Below are 16,377 nucleotides of genomic sequence, written 5' to 3'. Positions count from 1 at the left end.
CCGGCGTCGCGCACCGGAGCCGCACGAGAGGTCAGGAACCCGCCCGGGCGAGGACTTCGAGAGGGTCGGCGAGGACCTGGGCGAAGGCGAGCTCGGCGGCGCCGACGAGGGTGGCGTCATCGCCGAGGGCCGACGTACGCAGGCGGAGGCTGTCGCGCGAGGGGGGCAGGGCGTCGACGGCCAGACGGCTGCGGACCTGCGCGGCGGAGCCGAGGTAGACCTCCCGGAGCATGCCGCCGAAGACGACCATCTCGGGGTTGAAGACGTTGACGAGGTTGGCGACGCCCAGGCCCAGCCAGTCGCCGACACGGCTCAGCGCCGCCTGCGCGACGATGTCGCCGCGGTCGGCGGCGTCGACCACGGCACGGACGGCGTCCCTGCCCATCTGGGCGCCGAACCTGCCGGCGGCCTCCAGCACGGCCCGCTCCCCCACCTCCGCCTCCAGGCAGCCGAGCGAGCCGCAGCCGCAGGGGCGGCCCTTGGGATTGACGATCATGTGCCCGATCTCGCCGCCGAAGCCCTCGTGACCGCCGAGGAGCTGGCCGTTGACGATCACTCCGCCGCCGATGCCCACGTCCCCGTGGAGGTAGACGAGGTCGCGGCAGCCGACGCCGACCCCCCGGGTGTGCTCGGCGAGAGCGGCGAGGTTGGCGTCGTTGCCCACCGTCACCGGCAGGCCGAAGGCCAGCCTGCGGGCCATCTCCTCGGCGAACGGCACGTCCACCGAGCCCATGTTCGGCCCGAACCTGATGACCCCGTCGCTGCGGCTCACCCCGCCGGCGAAGGCGGCCGCCACCCCGACGCACACCGTGTCCGGCCTGGTCTTGCGGTGCATCTGCCGGGCGAACCCGGCGAGCGGCCCGACGATCTCGTCCAGCGAGAACGGGCCGCGCCGCCGTACCGCCTCGCGCCGGTCCAGGATCGTGCCGCCGAGGCCGACCCGGGCGGCGACCAGCCGGTCGACGCCCACGTCGAGGGCGAACACGTAGACCCGCGCCGACTCCGGGCGGACCACGAGGGACGGGCGTCCGGCGCGGCCGGTCTCCCTGGGCAACTCCTCCCGGACCAGGCCCGCGGCGGTCAGGTCGGCGGTGAGGGCCATGATGGTGCTGCGGTTGAGTCCCATCCGGCTGGTGAGTTCCGCGCGTGAGGTGGGGCCGCCGAGGTGCACATGGCGGAGGAGGGCGCCGAGGTTGTGGCGCCGGATCTCCTCCTGGGAGGGGCCAGCCCGCATCGCGTGGGTTTCCTTCGGGGGGTCGGGGTCGCTGATCACCTTAGACCAGTGGCGGCCGCCCGCTTGCGGGACAGTGCGTCCACCCCTGCGGCCAGCAGCAGCACCGATCCGGTGACCATGAACTTCACACCGGAGCTGTAGCCCATCAGGCCCATGCCGTTCTCGATGACCGCGACCACGGTACCGCCGAGGATCGCGTCCAGCACCCGGCCCTTGCCGCCGAACAGGCTGGTCCCGCCGATGACGGCGGCGCCCACCGCGTACAGCAGCACGTTGCTGCCGCCGGTGTTGGGGTCGACCGAGCTGGCCCGGGATGCCGCGATGATGCCGCCGACGGCGGCCATGGAGGAGCAGATCACGAATGCGCTGATCTTCATCCGGTCGACGTTGATGCCCGCCCGCCGCGCGGCCTCGGCGTTGCCGCCGACCGCGTAGAGGTGGCGTCCGAACGCGGTACGGCGGAGCACGAACGTCCAGATCAGCAGGAGTACCACGATGACCGGCACCACGATCGGCACGCCCGCGAGCGAGACGACCGCCGCGTTGCGGCTGCGCTCCACGTTGAGGAAGTAGACCGCGAGCCCGCCGAGCAGGGCCAGGGCCCCCACCCGGACCGCGATCAGCGAGATCGGGTCGGACGCCAGGCCCCGGACGGCCCGCTTGCGTGCCCGCAGCAGCTGCAGCCCCGCGTAGGCGACGACGCCGGCCACCAGCAGCCCCCAGCCCAGCGCGGGCGGGAGGTTCTTGTTGGCGACGGCGAGGATCGTCTCGTCGCGGATGGCGATGATGGTGCCACCCTTGATCAGCAGGAGGACGAGCCCCTGGAAGGCCAGGAAGGCGGCGAGCGTCACCACGAAGGAGGGGATGCCGAGTTTGGTGACGATGGAGCCGAGCGTGGCGCCGATCACCACACCGGCCAGGATGGCCGCGCCCACCGCCACGTACCAGGGCAGGCCCTGGTTGGTGAGCAGGATCGCGAGGATCGAGGCGCAGACACCGCTGGCGAAGCCCGCCGACAGGTCGATCTCCCCCAGGAGCAGCACGAAGACCAGGCCCATGGCGATCACGGTGACCGCGGCGCCCTGGGTGAGCAGGTTGGCGAAGTTGCCCGCGGTGAGGAAGGAGGGGCGCAGGACGGCGAAGACCGTGCAGAGCACGACGAGGCCGAACACGGCGGGCAGCGCGCCCATGTCGCCACCGCGGACCCGCTCGGCGTAGCCGCGGACGTTGGCGCTGATCGAGGGCGCCTCGGCCTTGCGTGCGGGGGAAATCGTGGCGCTCATACCGTGACTCCGTTGGTGAGGCCGAGGTCCCCGCTCCGGCCAGAGGTGATCAGTTCGACGACCTGCGCGTGGGTGACCTCGGCGGTCTTCACCTGGGCCGCCATCCGGCCGAGGTAGAGGGCTGCGATCCGGTCGGACACGGCGAACACGTCGTTCATGTTGTGTGAGATCAGCACGACGGCCAGGCCCTGGTCGGCGAGGCGGCGGACCAGCTCCAGCACCTGTGCCGTCTGGGCCACGCCGAGCGCGGCGGTGGGCTCGTCGAGGATGACGACCTTGCTGTTCCAGAGCACGGCCTTGGCGATGGCCACGGTCTGCCGCTGGCCGCCGGAGAGGCTGGCGACGTGCTGGCGGATGGACTTGACGGTCCTGACCGACAGGCTCTCCAGGGTCCTGGCCGCCATCTCCTCCATCGTGTCCTCGTCGAGGACGATGCCGCGCCTGTGCTCGCGGCCGAGGAACATGTTCTGGACGATGTCGAGGTTGTCGCAGAGCGCGAGGTCCTGGTAGACGATCTCGATGCCCAGGTCCGCGGCGTCACGCGGGCTGTGGATCTGGACGGGCTTGCCGTCGAAGAGATACTCGCCCGAGTCGATCGGGTGGATGCCGCCGACGCACTTGACGAGGGTGGACTTGCCCGCGCCGTTGTCGCCGACCAGCGCGGTCACCTCCCCGGGGTAGACGGAGAAGGCGACGTCGTGGAGAACCTGCACGGGACCGAAGCTCTTGTCGATCCCGCGGAGTTCCAGAACGGGGGTCATGTGGGGCTCCTCGGGTACGGGGGCACGGCCGGCGGGATCCGCCGGCCGTGCCCCCGGCGCGTTACTGGATTCCGGCCTCGGCGCACTTGGCGGCGAACTCGCCGATGCACAGCTCGTCCTTGGTCACGAACCCGTCGGCCACGACGTCCTTGACGCTGTCGAAGAAGATGGCCTGCGGGTCGAGCAGGACCGCCGGCACGTCCGCGCCGCTCTCGGTGTCCTTCACCGAGCCGGAGGCCGCGGGCTTCTCACCCTTGGCCAGGGCGATGGCGAGCGCGGCCCCCGCGTCGGCCTCCTTCTTGATCGCCTTGTAGACCGTCATGCACTGGTCGCCGGCGAGGATGTTCTGCAGACCCTGCACGGTGGCGTCCTGGCCGGTGACCGGGACCTTGCCGTTGAGGCTGTTCTTCTTCAGCACGGCGATGGCGGCGTTGCCCAGGCCGTCGTTGGCGGCCAGCACACCGGCGATCTTCGGCTGCTCGGTGAGCATCTGCTCGAAGATCGTGCCCGCCTGCGCGTTGTCCCAGTCCGGCACGGACTGGTCCGGCCCCTTGACGTACTCCTTGGCGTCGTACTTGAGCTTGAGCACGCCGTCGTAGCCGTTCTTGAACAGCGTGGCGTTGTTGTCGGTGGGCGAGCCGTTGAGCTCGGCCACGATCGGCTTGTCGGCCTTCTTGTCGGTCAGGCACTTCACCAGGCCCTCACCCTGCAGGGTGCCGACCTTGGTGTTGTCGAAGCTGACGTAGTAGGAGGCGCCGCCGTTGAGGGTGAGGCGGTCGTAGTCGATGGTGGCCACCCCCTGGGCCTTGGCCTTGTCGAGCACGGCCTTGCCGGTGCCGCTGTCCAGGTTGACGATCATCAGCACGGTCGCGCCATTGGTGATCATCTGGTCGGCGATGGTCTGGAACTGGGTCTTGTCACCCTGGGCGTTCTGGATGTCGTAGGCGACGCCCGCGGCCTTGAACGCCTCCTCCAGGTACTTGCGGTCGGCGGTCTCCCAGCGGGCGGAGGACTTGCTGTCGGGAAGGATGACGCCGACCTTGCCGGCGACCTTGCTCTCAGCGGGAGTGGCGCCGCTCTGGGCGGTGCTGGTGTCGCCGCTCTCGCCCCCGCAGGCGGTGAGACCGAGGGTCATCGCCGCAGCGGCGGCGGTCAGGCTGAGGATCCCCTTGCGCATGATGCACGGGTCCTTTCTTCGAAAAGTGGGGGGTCTGAGGGTTGGAGCATGGCGAATTCGCGGGCACGGCTTGCCGGGTCTCGGTGTGCCGTTCCGTTGAATGTTGTTTGCGGCAACGTATTCCGCGCTGGCCAGGAACGCCAGACCCTCCACCGCTAAAGTTTGTTGTGGCCGGTAACAATCCAGAAACGCGGACTTAACCGGCGGCGCTCTGCACGTGCAACTCGCCGAGATGGCTGTCACTTGACCGCGGTTGCCGTCACCGATCCGGGCCCCCCGCTCGGGCCGCCGCCACCACCGGCAAAGTAACCCTGTGCGACTGGCGTGACGCTACGTGGTTCGCAGAAATACTCAGTTCCGACAGACCATGCCACGCCGCCGGGCCGGCATCCGTCCGTAGCCGGCGCCTACCGGATTCTCGCCGGCGGCGATCCAGTTCAGGCTGCGGATTGAGCACCTCGTGAGCTCTCACCGGTTGACCGGTGCCGACGGTTCCAGGTGCAGCCGGACGCCCCTCTGCCGCGAGACCCTGTTGGTCAGGGTGTGCAGCGCGGAGGCGAACGCTCTGCCGTGCGGGGTTCTGAAGAAAAGGTAATTATTCTAGGCACCTGCTAATGTTCATTGGCATGTACTGGAGGTTGAGGTGAGTGATCCCGCGCCGACGGGAGACGATCTGGTGCGGGTGCTGGCCACCTTGTCCAGCCCGCACCGGCTGCGCGTCATCGCGGCCCTCGCAGGCGGCCGGAATTACGTGAGCCGACTGGCGCGTGAGCTCGGCATCAGCAGGGCGCTGCTCCAGGTCCACCTGAAGAAGCTGGAGGCCGCCGGTCTGGTTTCCTCGCAGCTGGAGCTGTCGGAAGAAGGAAAGGCAATGAAGTACTACGAGCTACGCAGGTTCTCGGTCCATCTGACGCCGGAGCTCATCCTGGACGCCGTACGGACGCTGACCACCGAGAAGGGCTCGGAGCGATGAACGAGCACGAGTGGCAGGAGGTCATCGGCACCATCGGCATGTTCGCCCTGATCACCGCCGTAATCGTCACGATCATCTGGCAATTCGCCATCTCCTGGCGGGCCAAGGCTCAGCTGGCACGCGAGGCGGAGTACAAGAAGATCGCCGAGACCGCCGCCGCCTCCCAGCAGGACATCGGACGGCAGCTCGCCGAGATCAATGACCGGCTCTCGGCGCTGCGCGACCGTACCGACGCCATTGAGCTGGTGCTCAAGGACGTGGAGTAGCCCCCGAGACACGGTTCCGGGCCGCCGAGCTGCAACTCGACGGCCCGGGAGCGGGGAGACGAACCACCTCGCCGGCAGGCGAGCTCCACAGGAACACTCCACCAAGAACGAGGAGAGCAGTTCATGCTGCCCGAAAGCAAATCGACCCCTCGCGCCGGCATGCCGCCCGGCCCCCCGATGGCCAGGACCGGGGTGATCGCGGCCGTCGCGGGCTGGTCGGTCCGGCACCGCACCCTGGCCATCGCCGGCTGGGTCGCGTTGGTCCTGGCCGCCGTGCTGTCCAGCGCGCTGGTCTCCGGTGACAACGCGCGGGCCGTCGACCCCGGCGAGGCAGGCCGCGCCCAGCAGATGGTGAACGCCCAGCGCAGCGACGACTCGGTGCGGGAGAACGTGCTGATCCAGTCGCGTGATGGCACAGGCCGCTTCTCCGACGACCCGAAGCTGCGCGCCGCCGCGAAAGACCTGGTGACCCTGCTGCGCCGGACACCGGAGGCGGTCCGGGACATCGGCTCGCCGCTGGCGGCGCACGGCGAGCGCTGGGTGTCGCGCGACAGTCGTTCCGGGCTGGTCACCTTCGAGGTGGCCGGTCCAGACGAACGGTTCGACGACAACTACGCCGCTGCCATCGCAGCCGTGGAGCAGGCCCAGCGGCGCCATCCCGGGGTGCGCTTCAGCCAAGCAGGCGACCGCAGCCTGTCCGGTGCGGTCGACGAGGGCATCAAGAACGACCTCGGGCGCGCCGAGACGACGTCCCTGCCACTGACCATCGTGATCCTGCTGGCCGTGTTCGGCTCGCTGATCGCCGCCGGGATCCCGCTACTGCTATCGGCGACCGTCGTGGCGGCCACGTTCGGACTGCTGGGGTTCATCGGGCAGTGGGTGCCGTTCAACGGCGCCGCCTCGGCCATCGTGCTGCTGATCGGCATGGCCGTCGGCATCGACTACTCGCTGTTCTATCTGCGCCGGGTCCGGGAGGAACGCGCCGCGGGCCATGACGTGCGCGAGGCGCTGCGGCGTACCGTCGAGACATCGGGGCACGCGATCGTGGCCTCCGGATTGACCGTGATGCTCTGCCTGGTCGGGCTGCTGTTCACCGGCGTGGACGTCTTCAAGGGCCTGACCGCCGGCACGGTCCTGGTCGTCGGCCTGGCCGTGCTCGGCTCGCTGACGGTGCTGCCCGCGCTGCTGGCCGTTCTGGGGCACCGGGTGGACTGGGTCCGCATCCCCTGGCTGGGCCGGCGCAGGATCGCGGCCGGCGAGTCCCGCATCTGGGGGCAGGTGGCCCGCGCCGTGGTCGCCAGGCCGGTGCTGAGCGGGGCCGCCATGAGCATGGTGCTGCTGGTGCTGGCGCTGCCCGTGCTCGGCATCCGGCTCCAGGACGCGGCCGTGACTGCCAGCTTGCCGCCCGGCATCTCCCCGGCGGTGGACGCCGCGACCGCGATGCAGCGCGAATTTCCCGGCGCGGCGACGGCTGCCCGCGTGGTCCTCGCACGCGGGGACGGCGGCTCGGCCGACACTCAGCAGGTGCGCGCCGCGATCGAAGGGCTGCACCGGCAGGCAGCCTTCAGCGGCGGTCTGCTGCTCGAACCGATCACCGCCGTCCCGGTCGGCCACGCGATGGTGGTGCGAGTACCGCTGGCCGGGGCCGTCACCGACCCGGTGGCCGATCGGGCGCTGGCCATGCTGCGCGGGCGGGCGCTGCCCGCGACGTTCGGGCAGGTGACCGGCGTCTCCTACGCCGTGACGGGCAAGACCGCCACGCCCCATGACTTCGCCGTGCAGGTGAACGATCGGACCCCGATCGTGGTCGCCTTCGTCCTCGCCCTGGCGTTCGTGCTCCTCGCCGTGACGTTTCGGTCGTGGACGATCCCGCTGATGTCGATCCTGCTCAACCTGCTGTCCGTCGGCGCCTCGTGCGGGGTATTGGTCTGGGTCTTCCAGGACGGCCATCTGGAGTCGCTGCTGGGATTCGGTTCCTATGGCGGGGTGGTGAGCTGGCTGCCGCTGTTCATGTTCGTCATCCTGTTCGGGCTGAGCATGGACTACCACATCTTCATCCTCAGCCGCATCAAGGAACGCCGACTCGGCGGAGCCTCCGCGCGCGAGGCGATCGTCGGCGGCATCGCTGCCAGTGCCGGGGTCGTCAGCGGCGCGGCGTTCATCATGATCGGCGTCTTCACGGTCTTCGTGACGCTGTCCGCCATCGAGTACAAGATGCTGGGACTGGGCATGGCGGTTGCCATCCTCATCGACGCGACCGTGGTCCGCGGCGTGCTGCTGCCGGCCGCGATGGCACTGCTCGGGGAGCGGGTCTGGATGCGGAACCGCCCGGCGGGATGATGTCCCGCCGGGCGGCTCTTGTCCGGGGTGTTCCCCCTTTTTGCGGGCGAGGCTCGCGTGCGGCCCCGCCCCCCTGCCTCAGCTCTTGGCGAGCAGGGAGCGCAGGACGTACTGCATGATGCCGCCGTGGCGGTAGTAGTCCGCCTCTCCGGGGGTGTCGATGCGCACGACCGCCTGGAACTCCTTGCCGTCGGCCCTGACCGTCACGGTCTGCGGGACGCCGCCCTTGTTGAGCTCCTCGACCCCGACGAAGTCGAAGGTCTCCTCGCCGGTCAGGCCCAGCGACTCGGCCGTCTCGCCCTCGGGGAACTGCAGCGGCAGCACGCCCATGCCGATCAGGTTCGAGCGGTGGATGCGCTCGTAGGACTCGGCGATCACGGCGCGGACGCCGAGCAGCGCGGTGCCCTTGGCGGCCCAGTCACGAGAGGAGCCGGAGCCGTACTCCTTGCCCGCCAGGACGACGAGCGGGATACCCGCCGCCTGGTAGTTGGCGGAGGCGTCGTAGATGAAGGACTGCGGGCCGCCCTCAAGGGTGAAGTCACGGGTGTAGCCGCCCTCCACGCCGTTGAGCAGCAGGTTCTTCAACCGGATGTTGGCGAAGGTGCCGCGGATCATCACCTCGTGGTTGCCCCGGCGGGAGCCGTAGGAGTTGAAGTCCTTGACCGCGACGCCGTTCTCGCGCAGGTACTCCGCCGCCGGGGTGCCGGGCTTGATGGAGCCGGCCGGGGAGATGTGGTCGGTGGTGACCGAGTCGCCCAGCTTGGCGAGCACCCGGGCGCCGGAGATGTCGGTCACCGGCTCCGGGGAGGCGGGCATGCCGTCGAAGTAGGGGGCCTTGCGGACGTAGGTCGAGGCCGGGTCCCACTCGAAGGTGTCGCCGGTCGGGATCGGCAGCGAGCGCCAGGTCTCGTCGCCCTTGAACACGTCGGCGTAGTCGTGCAGGAACATGTCCTGGTCGATGGAGGAGGCGACGGCCGCCGAGATGTCCTCCGCCGAGGGCCAGATGTCGGCGAGGAACACCGGCTCGCCGTCGGTGCCGGTGCCCAGCGGCTCGGTGTTCAGGTCGAGGTCCATGGTGCCCGCGAGGGCGTAGGCGACGACCAGCGGCGGCGAGGCCAGGTAGTTCATCTTGACGTCGGGGTTGATCCGGCCCTCGAAGTTGCGGTTGCCGGACAGCACCGCGGTGACCGCGAGGTCGTTGGCCTGGATGGCGGCGGAGATCTCCTCCTGCAGCGGGCCGGAGTTGCCGATGCAGGTGGTGCAGCCGTAGCCGACCAGGTTGAAACCGAGCTTGTCGAGGTACGGCTGGAGGCCGGAGCGCTCGAAGTAGCCGGTGACGACCTGCGAGCCCGGGGCGAGGGAGGTCTTGACCCACGGCTTGCGGGTCAGGCCCTTGTCGACCGCGTTCTTGGCGAGCAGCGCGGCGCCCATCATGACGAACGGGTTGGAGGTGTTGGTGCAGCTGGTGATGGCCGCGATGGTCACCACGCCGTGGTCGATCTCGAAGCTCGTGCCGTCGGACAGCGTGACCTGGACCGGCCTGCGCGGGCGGTCGCCGTTGAGGCCGGGGGCGTGCGGCTTGTCGCCGTTGCCCTCGTGGGAGACCGCGGGCGAGTCGGAGGCGGGGAACGACTCGTCGGACGCCTCGTCGACCGGGCCCTGGACGCTCGGGGCGTAGTCCTTGACGGCCGCGCGCCAGGCGCTCTTGGCGTCCGACAGCGCGATGCGGTCCTGCGGGCGCTTGGGGCCGGCGATGGACGGGACGACCGTGGCCAGGTCCAGCTCGATGTATTCGGAGAAGACCGGCTCCTCGGCCTCCGGGTCCAGCCACAGGCCCTGGGCCTTGGCGTAGGCCTCGACCAGCGCGACCTGCTCGGCAGAGCGGCCGGTCAGCGTGAGGTAGTCGATCGTCTGGCCGTCGATCGGGAAGATCGCGCAGGTGGAGCCGAACTCGGGGCTCATGTTGCCGATCGTGGCGCGGTTGGCCAGCGGCACGCTGGAGACGCCCTCGCCGTAGAACTCCACGAACTTGCCGACGACGCCGTGCTTGCGCAGCATCTCGGTGATCGTGAGGACCAGGTCGGTGGCGGTGGCCCCGGCGGGGAGCTTGCCGGTCAGCTTGAAGCCGACCACGCGCGGGATCAGCATGGAGATCGGCTGGCCGAGCATCGCGGCCTCGGCCTCGATGCCGCCGACACCCCAGCCGAGAACGCCGATGCCGTTCTCCATGGTGGTGTGGGAGTCGGTGCCGACGCAGGTGTCGGGGTAGGCCTTGCCGTCACGGATCATCACCACGCGGGCCAGGTGCTCGATGTTCACCTGGTGCACGATGCCGGTGCCCGGCGGGACGACCTTGAACTCGTCGAAGGCGGTCTGGCCCCAGCGCAGGAACTGGTAGCGCTCGCGGTTGCGCTCGTACTCCCTGTCGACGTTGCGCTGGAAGGAGTCCGGCCCGCCGAAGAAGTCGACGATGACGGAGTGGTCGATGACCATCTCGGCCGGGGCGAGCGGGTTGATCCTGGCGGGGTCGCCGCCGAGGTCGCGGACGGCCTCACGCATCGTGGCCAGGTCCACCACGCACGGGACGCCGGTGAAGTCCTGCATGATCACGCGGGCCGGGGTGAACTGGATCTCCACACTCGGCGCGGCGCTGGGGTCCCACTGGCCCAGTGCCCGGATGTGGTCGGCGGTGATGTTCGCGCCGTCCTCGGTACGGAGCAGGTTCTCCAGAAGGATCTTCAGGCTGTACGGGAGGCGTCCCGACCCCTCGACGGCGTCCAGCCGGTAGATCTCGTATCCCGCGTCACCGACGCGGAGCGTGTCACGGCTGCCGAAGCTGTTCGCGGACACGGTTCGCCTCCCTCATCACCCAGTTGTCCGGCGCGCCAACCAAAAAAGGCGCAATTGAATCCTGCCGCACCGCCGGAGTGCCCAAGTCAGTTAGGTATGCCTAACCCGGAACCCGTCGGCTGCAGCGGATGTCTCGACATCAAGATATCGTCATAGATATCTCGACATCAAGTTACCCGCCAGTATGCTCAGAGTGGGGCGAGGCGGAAGTAGAGCAGCCCGAGAACGACGACGGAAAGCACCGGGGCCAGAAACTTCTGCTCGAAGGCGCGGCCGGTCTTGATCCCGATCTTCCACGGCAGCAGCCATCGCTGCCGCATCGGCCACAGCACCGGGCAGCCCTTCTCCGTGCAGCAGTCCCCGATGACGTGGGTCAGGCACCCGACCGCGACCGCCAGCCCCAGCCAGGCGTAACCCACGTTGTCGCTGCGGAACACCGCGAACAGCCCGACCGTCAGGCCGATGTTGACCATCGCCGAGGCGAACTTCTTGCCCGGGATGCCGATCCCGATCGACCGCAGCGCCAGGCCGATGAGCAGCACGACCAGGATGTCACGGCCGATCGGATAGGTACTGGCCAGGTAGTGGGCGCCGAATCCGGCGCCCACGGCGAACAGCAGCGAGTGGGTGGCGTTGCGGTGACCGCCGCTCAGCCACGCGACGGCCTTGCTCAGCCCCCAGGTGACCGGGCCGAAGGTCTGGGCGATCGTCGCGCTGGGATGGTCGAGGTCGGGAAGCATCGCGGCCCCGGAACAGATCAGCGCCCCGGCGACGAACTCGGCCGGGGTGAGCGCGTTCACCATGACGCCGGTCTCCATGAACCGGGTGGACTCGGTGAGCAGCGGCAGGGCCGCCAGCGTCGGCGCCACCCCCAGCCAGGCGATCGCTCCCGTCAGCGCGTGTGTATGCCCCATCATCGGCCGAACACCCCTATCAAGATCACGCTAAGCGACTCTACGGCAAAGCCCGCCCCAAGAAGAGGACCGTGCCATTTTGCGTCATCGGCGCGTCGAGCCAGTGAGACCAATCCGATACATGAGTGCTGTTCACCTTTTTTGGATTTTGAGGTTACCTGAGCGTAACAAGCGCTTGTCTCGATGTCCCCATCCCTTCGCGAGAGGTAACCCCCCATGCCCCTCCGCCTGCCCGGACTCGTCATGGCCGCGCTCGTCGCGGTCACCGGAGCCGTCCTCGCCGCCCCGGCGGCGCATGCCGTACAGAACGACGCCAGGCCGCTCCCCGCAGCACTGGAGAGCGTCCGCAGGGCCGAGGCCGTCAAGCTCTACGGCGACGAGGCCATCCGGCCCATGGATCAGCGCAAGACCGGGCTCGTCTCGCTGGGCGACAGCGAGATCTCCGGTGAGGGCGCCTTCGACCGTTCTCTCTACGAGCAGGGAACGGACGGCCCCGACAACTGGTGCCACCGGTCGAAGAAGGCCGCGATCCACGTCACCGGGATCCCTGCCGACGCGACCTTCAACCTCGCCTGCTCCGGCGGGCAGACCAACGACATCACCATCGGCGGGACCCACCAGTACAACGAGCTCAACCAGGGCGACAACCTGGCGATCAAGGCCCGCAACACGCGCATCAAGATGATCACGGTGGTGGTCGGGGCCAACGACACCGGAGGTCCGGAGTTCGGGCCGACCATGACCGGGTGCGTGGAGGACCGGGTCCTGTTCAGGGGAAACTGCTGGCCCAGGCACTCGGCCGGCTGGGCGGGCCGGATCGACTTCATCGTGCCCCGGGTGGAGAAGGCCCTGCGCGACATCCGGCAGATCATGACGGAGGCGGGCTACGCCACCGCGGACTACCAGCTCGTCGCCATGAGCTATCCCGGCCCCGCCAGCCCGGACGTGGAGGACAACCCGAACTTCCCCGGCTGGTACAACGGCGGCTGCCTCGGCTACCTCTCCGACCTGGCCTTCGCCCGCAACAAGGCGGTGCCGATCTTCGAGCAGGGCATCCGCAGGGCGGCGGGCCTGGCCGGCGCGCGCTACCTGGACGCCAGCAGGCTCTTCCACGGCCGCGAGGTCTGCATGGACGGCCCCTGGGTGACCGGGCTGCACGCGGTGAACGGCGACCTGTTCAACCCCCGGGCGACCCAGCAGTCCTTCCACCCCAACTCCGCCGGGCACGCCGCCTTCGGCGCCTGCCTGGGGCGCTTCTACGCGGCGGACACCACCCAGGCCACCTGCATGCTCCCCGCCGGCACCCTCACCCCGGCGCTCTACCCCGGCCTGCCCGAGTTCAGGCAGCTCAGGAACGGCGCGACCGGCGACTGCCTGGACGTGGACGGCAACTCCACCCGCAACGGCCGCAAGCTGCTCGGCTGGGCCTGCGAGGGCACGCGCAACCAGGCCTTCTGGTACGACCCGGCGCGCAAGTCCCTGCACACCGAGCTCTCCCACGACCGCTGCGCGGACATCGACGGCGGCCGGCTCACCGCGGGCACCGCGATCCAGGTGTGGGACTGCAACGGCAGCGCCGCCCAGCGCTGGACCCATGACGGCGCGCGCCTGCACGCCGCCGACGCCCCCGCGCTGTGCGCCACGCTCGCCGGCGGCGCCCCCGGCGCCAGGCTGACGCTCGCCGCCTGCGACTCCGGCGACTCCCGGCAGGTCCTCACCTGGGAGGCGAAGAAGGCGCTGACCTACACCGAGCTCAGGTCCGGCGGCAAGTGCCTGGACGTGCCCGGCAACTCCCCGGCGAGCGGGGCGAACCTGGTGCTCTACGCCTGCGACGGCAACGCCGACCAGTTCTGGGCGCACAACCCGGTCTCCGGGCAGCTGCACAACCTGGCCGCCCCCGGCTTCTGCGTGGACCTGGAGGGGGGCACGGTCGCGGCCGGCCAGCCGATCCAGGTGGCGAACTGCTCCTCGGCGGTCGGGCAGTACTCGGCGTCGATGCGGTGGAACCTGACCGGCGGGACGTTCCTGTCGCGCAAGGACACCGGATGGGCGATCGCCCCGTCCGGGACCTCGGACGGCTCGGCGATCGTGCTCCAGCGGGCCGCGGGACAGAAGTGGAGCGCCGGCGCGGGCCGCGCGCCCGACCCGTGGAAGTTCCTCACGGCCGACGTCTACTGAGAGACAGGCGATCCGCCGGAGATTCTCCGGCGGATCGCCCGCACATCCCGGAAACGACAGACGGGACCGTTCCGCACCGAAAGCACCCCCCAGCCCTTCCGGCACGGAACGAATCCCGTCTATGTCCTTTGTAACGTGCAGGTCTCAATGGTTGTTCCGAAATCAGCCGAGAATTTCGTGATCTAGCTCACTTCTCCGCTGGGCGCCCTCGATATCACCGTGAGTGACGGTCATCAGGAACGGCACGACGGGCAGGGCGGCGACCACCGCGAAGATCGCGAAAGCCCCGGTCAGACCCACGATCTCGGCCAGCAGCCCGGCCAGACCGGCCCCGATCGGGAGCATCCCCCAGCTCAGCAGGCGGGCGGCGGAGCCGTAGCGGCCGAGCAGCCGGTGCGGGACGATCATCTGGGCCAGGGTGCGGCTGTTCACCGTCCAGAGCGTGCCGCCCATGCCGCCGACGAAGGCGGCCGCGCCGACCGCCCAGACGTCGGGGAACACCGCTGGGACGATCATCATGACGACCGTGCCGACCAGGTCGGCGAAGAGCGCCCAGCGCACGCCCAGCAGGCGGTTGACCGTGGTGACGAGCACGGCGCCGAGCAGCCCTCCCAGGCCGATCGAGCTGAGCAGCAGGCCGTACCCCGCCGGGTCGAGGTCGAGCAGCCGGAGGGCGTAGGAGGGCAGCAGGGCCAGCCACGCGCTCCAGCAGGCCACCAGCGCCGAGATGGTCAGCGACATCGTGCGGAGCAGGCGGTGACGCCAGAGGAAGGCCAGCCCCTCGACCATCTCCGCCCGGACGCTCCCCGGCCGGCGGGCCCGCCCGGAGTCCCGCTCCTCGGCGGCGCTCACCCGGAACCGGCCGGCCAGCAGCGCGAGCAGCACCGCCCCGAGGGCGAAGGCGGCGGCCGAGGAGCCCAGGGCCAGCGCGGCGCCGAAGCCGACCAGCAGGCCCCCGATGGCCGGGCCGGCGAACTCGTTGGCGACGGTCTCGGCGCCGGCGATCCAGGCGTTGACCCGGCCGAGCCGCTCCCTCGGCACGGCCGCCGGGACCAGGGCGCCGACCGCGGAGTCCGCCACCACCTCGGCCAGGCCGATGGCGGCGCCCGCGAGATAGAGCAGCGGCAGCGACAGGGCGTCGCCGGCGAGGGCCGCCAGCAGGCCCAGCGCGACCACGAGCCTGATCAGGTTGGCCGCGGCCGCCAGCCGCCTGCGGTCGTTGCGGTCGACGAACACCCCGACGTGGAGCGAGGCCAGCAGCCACGGCAGCGTCAGGGTGAGCCCCACCCCGGCGACCAGGCCCGGGGAGTCGGTGAGCCCGACCGCGAGCAGCGGAAGGACGATCTTGGCCACCCCGTCGGCGAGGTTGGTCGCCACGGTGAAACCGATGAGCGCCCTCTCGTTCCGCCGCACCGTTCCGCCCACCCGCTCCGCCTGGACCGTCATACGTAACCACCTAACACGTTTAGGGGGTCACACTGTATCCGCTGGGACGACCAGACGGAAGAGGCGGACGGCTCATCAGGGCTCGGACCAGCCAAAACCCCCATATCACCTCATAGACTTGTCGTTAGAATGTTCTCGATATATCTTTGAAGCATCGAGAGCGGTCGAAAGACGATCGCGATACGAGGAGGAATCATGACTTCCGCACATACGATGGGCGGCGACTGGGGCCGGGCCGTCCCGCACGAGCTCCGGCGCGAGATGAAGCGCGCCGCAAGGGAGGCCTGGCGGACCATGGCCGCCGGCTGGCAGCAGGGCGAGTCCCACCACGGCGGGCCCGGCCCGCACGGCTGGGCCCCCCATGAGCACCGGCACCGGGGGCACCGCGGCGGCCCGTTCGGCGGCGGCGCCTTCCCTTGGGACTTCGGCAGGGGCGGTCCAGGACGCGGCGGCCCGTTCGGCGGGCGTCCGCCGTTCGGCCGGGGGCGCAAGGCGAAGCGGGGTGACGTCCGCGCGGCGATCCTCGCGCTGCTTACCGAGGAGCCGCGCAACGGCTACCAGATCATCCAGGAGATCGACCGGCGCAGCGAGGGCGGCTGGAAGCCCAGCCCGGGCGCGGTCTACCCGGCACTGCAGCAGCTCACCGACGAGGGCCTGGTCCTGTCGGAGGAGAACGACGGCCGCAAGTCCTTCCGCCTCACCGAGGCGGGCCGGGCCTACGTGGCCGAGCACGCCGACGAGGTGCGCGCCCCCTGGGAGGAGATGACGCCCGACGTCGACGACAGCACCTGGGAGATGATGAACCTGGCCCGCCAGTCGGGGTTCGCCATGCTCCAGATCCTGCAGACCGGCAGCGACGCGCAGATCCGCCAGGCCAGGCAGATTTTGACCGAGACGCGCCGCAAGCTGTACCAGATCCTGGCCGACGGCGACTCCGGCGAGGAGTGAGCGGCCC

General features: G+C 69.9%; 12 protein-coding genes. 5 read left to right on the top strand and 7 right to left on the bottom strand.

The features are described 5' to 3' along the window. Positions 1-31: 31 nt before the first annotated feature. The 4 genes from BM085_RS34940 to BM085_RS34925 form a co-directional block, all read right to left on the bottom strand. Positions 32-1,234, bottom strand: a complete 1,203-nt coding sequence (locus BM085_RS34940) for an ROK family transcriptional regulator (RefSeq protein ID WP_093891071.1) — start codon at positions 1,232-1,234, stop codon at positions 32-34. A 35-nt stretch (positions 1,235-1,269) separates the two neighbouring features. Continuing rightward, on the bottom strand, positions 1,270-2,517 hold the full coding sequence (locus BM085_RS34935; protein WP_093891070.1) for a sugar ABC transporter permease: 1,248 nt from the start codon (positions 2,515-2,517) through the stop codon (positions 1,270-1,272). Further along, the gene (locus BM085_RS34930) at positions 2,514-3,278 is read right to left on the bottom strand and encodes an ATP-binding cassette domain-containing protein (protein WP_093891069.1); all 765 of its coding nucleotides are present in this window, start codon (positions 3,276-3,278) and stop codon (positions 2,514-2,516) included. The genes BM085_RS34935 and BM085_RS34930 overlap by 4 nt, the downstream gene beginning before the upstream one ends. Before the next feature lie 61 nt (positions 3,279-3,339). After that, entirely contained in the window at positions 3,340-4,455 is a 1,116-nt protein-coding gene (locus BM085_RS34925) for a sugar ABC transporter substrate-binding protein (protein ID WP_093891068.1), read from the bottom strand. A 643-nt stretch (positions 4,456-5,098) separates the two neighbouring features. On the opposite strand from BM085_RS34925, the gene BM085_RS34920 reads away from it, so the two are divergent. The 3 genes from BM085_RS34920 (at position 5,099) to BM085_RS34910 (ending at position 8,034) form a co-directional block, all read left to right on the top strand. Further along, the gene (locus tag BM085_RS34920; protein ID WP_093891067.1) at positions 5,099-5,428 is read left to right on the top strand and encodes an ArsR/SmtB family transcription factor; all 330 of its coding nucleotides are present in this window, start codon (positions 5,099-5,101) and stop codon (positions 5,426-5,428) included. After that, complete coding sequence (locus tag BM085_RS34915; protein ID WP_093891066.1) at positions 5,425-5,694, top strand: hypothetical protein; 270 nt, start codon at positions 5,425-5,427, stop codon at positions 5,692-5,694. Before BM085_RS34920 ends, BM085_RS34915 begins: the two co-directional genes overlap by 4 nt. 123 nt (positions 5,695-5,817) lie before the next feature. Then, complete coding sequence (locus tag BM085_RS34910) at positions 5,818-8,034, top strand: MMPL family transporter (RefSeq protein WP_093891065.1); 2,217 nt, start codon at positions 5,818-5,820, stop codon at positions 8,032-8,034. Positions 8,035-8,112: 78 nt separating this feature from the next. Here the strand turns inward: BM085_RS34910 and acnA are convergent, their stop codons facing one another. Both acnA and BM085_RS34900 read right to left on the bottom strand, forming a co-directional pair. Beyond that, positions 8,113-10,884: an aconitate hydratase AcnA gene (gene acnA / locus BM085_RS34905; RefSeq protein ID WP_093891064.1), complete on the bottom strand. Its 2,772-nt coding sequence runs from the start codon at positions 10,882-10,884 to the stop codon at positions 8,113-8,115. A 188-nt stretch (positions 10,885-11,072) separates the two neighbouring features. Then, positions 11,073-11,801, bottom strand: coding sequence for a metal-dependent hydrolase (locus tag BM085_RS34900; protein ID WP_093891063.1), 729 nt, complete (start codon positions 11,799-11,801; stop codon positions 11,073-11,075). 213 nt (positions 11,802-12,014) lie between these two features. Between BM085_RS34900 and BM085_RS34895 the strand changes: the two genes are divergently transcribed. Next, the gene (locus BM085_RS34895; RefSeq protein WP_093891062.1) at positions 12,015-13,976 is read left to right on the top strand and encodes a ricin-type beta-trefoil lectin domain protein; all 1,962 of its coding nucleotides are present in this window, start codon (positions 12,015-12,017) and stop codon (positions 13,974-13,976) included. A gap of 162 nt (positions 13,977-14,138) precedes the next feature. Here the strand turns inward: BM085_RS34895 and BM085_RS34890 are convergent, their stop codons facing one another. Then, the gene (locus BM085_RS34890; RefSeq protein WP_093891061.1) at positions 14,139-15,422 is read right to left on the bottom strand and encodes an MFS transporter; all 1,284 of its coding nucleotides are present in this window, start codon (positions 15,420-15,422) and stop codon (positions 14,139-14,141) included. 195 nt (positions 15,423-15,617) lie between these two features. On the opposite strand from BM085_RS34890, the gene BM085_RS34885 reads away from it, so the two are divergent. Then, positions 15,618-16,370 carry a PadR family transcriptional regulator gene (locus BM085_RS34885; RefSeq protein WP_093891060.1) on the top strand — a complete coding sequence of 251 codons (753 nt, stop codon included), beginning with the start codon at positions 15,618-15,620 and terminating at the stop codon, positions 16,368-16,370. Positions 16,371-16,377: the final 7 nt, after the last annotated feature.

Origin of the sequence: Streptosporangium canum (assembly GCF_900113865.1) — a bacterium.
Classification (GTDB): Bacteria; Actinomycetota; Actinomycetes; order Streptosporangiales; family Streptosporangiaceae; genus Streptosporangium; species Streptosporangium canum.
Note: the sequence above shows the minus strand (reverse complement) of the source record. Positions and strands in the feature narration are given on the sequence as shown.

What these genes read in the sequence shown, in the direction of transcription:
- BM085_RS34895 (WP_093891062.1), top strand. Translation starts at nt 12,015, where the DNA reads ATGCCCCTCCGCCTGCCCGGACTCGTCATGGCCGCGCTCGTCGCGGTC.
- BM085_RS34890 (WP_093891061.1), bottom strand. Translation starts at nt 15,422, where the DNA reads ATGACGGTCCAGGCGGAGCGGGTGGGCGGAACGGTGCGGCGGAACGAG.
- BM085_RS34930 (WP_093891069.1), bottom strand. Translation starts at nt 3,278, where the DNA reads ATGACCCCCGTTCTGGAACTCCGCGGGATCGACAAGAGCTTCGGTCCC.
- BM085_RS34940 (WP_093891071.1), bottom strand. Translation starts at nt 1,234, where the DNA reads ATGCGGGCTGGCCCCTCCCAGGAGGAGATCCGGCGCCACAACCTCGGC.
- BM085_RS34925 (WP_093891068.1), bottom strand. Translation starts at nt 4,455, where the DNA reads ATGCGCAAGGGGATCCTCAGCCTGACCGCCGCCGCTGCGGCGATGACC.
- BM085_RS34915 (WP_093891066.1), top strand. Translation starts at nt 5,425, where the DNA reads ATGAACGAGCACGAGTGGCAGGAGGTCATCGGCACCATCGGCATGTTC.
- BM085_RS34935 (WP_093891070.1), bottom strand. Translation starts at nt 2,517, where the DNA reads ATGAGCGCCACGATTTCCCCCGCACGCAAGGCCGAGGCGCCCTCGATC.
- BM085_RS34900 (WP_093891063.1), bottom strand. Translation starts at nt 11,801, where the DNA reads ATGATGGGGCATACACACGCGCTGACGGGAGCGATCGCCTGGCTGGGG.
- BM085_RS34910 (WP_093891065.1), top strand. Translation starts at nt 5,818, where the DNA reads ATGCTGCCCGAAAGCAAATCGACCCCTCGCGCCGGCATGCCGCCCGGC.
- BM085_RS34885 (WP_093891060.1), top strand. Translation starts at nt 15,618, where the DNA reads ATGACTTCCGCACATACGATGGGCGGCGACTGGGGCCGGGCCGTCCCG.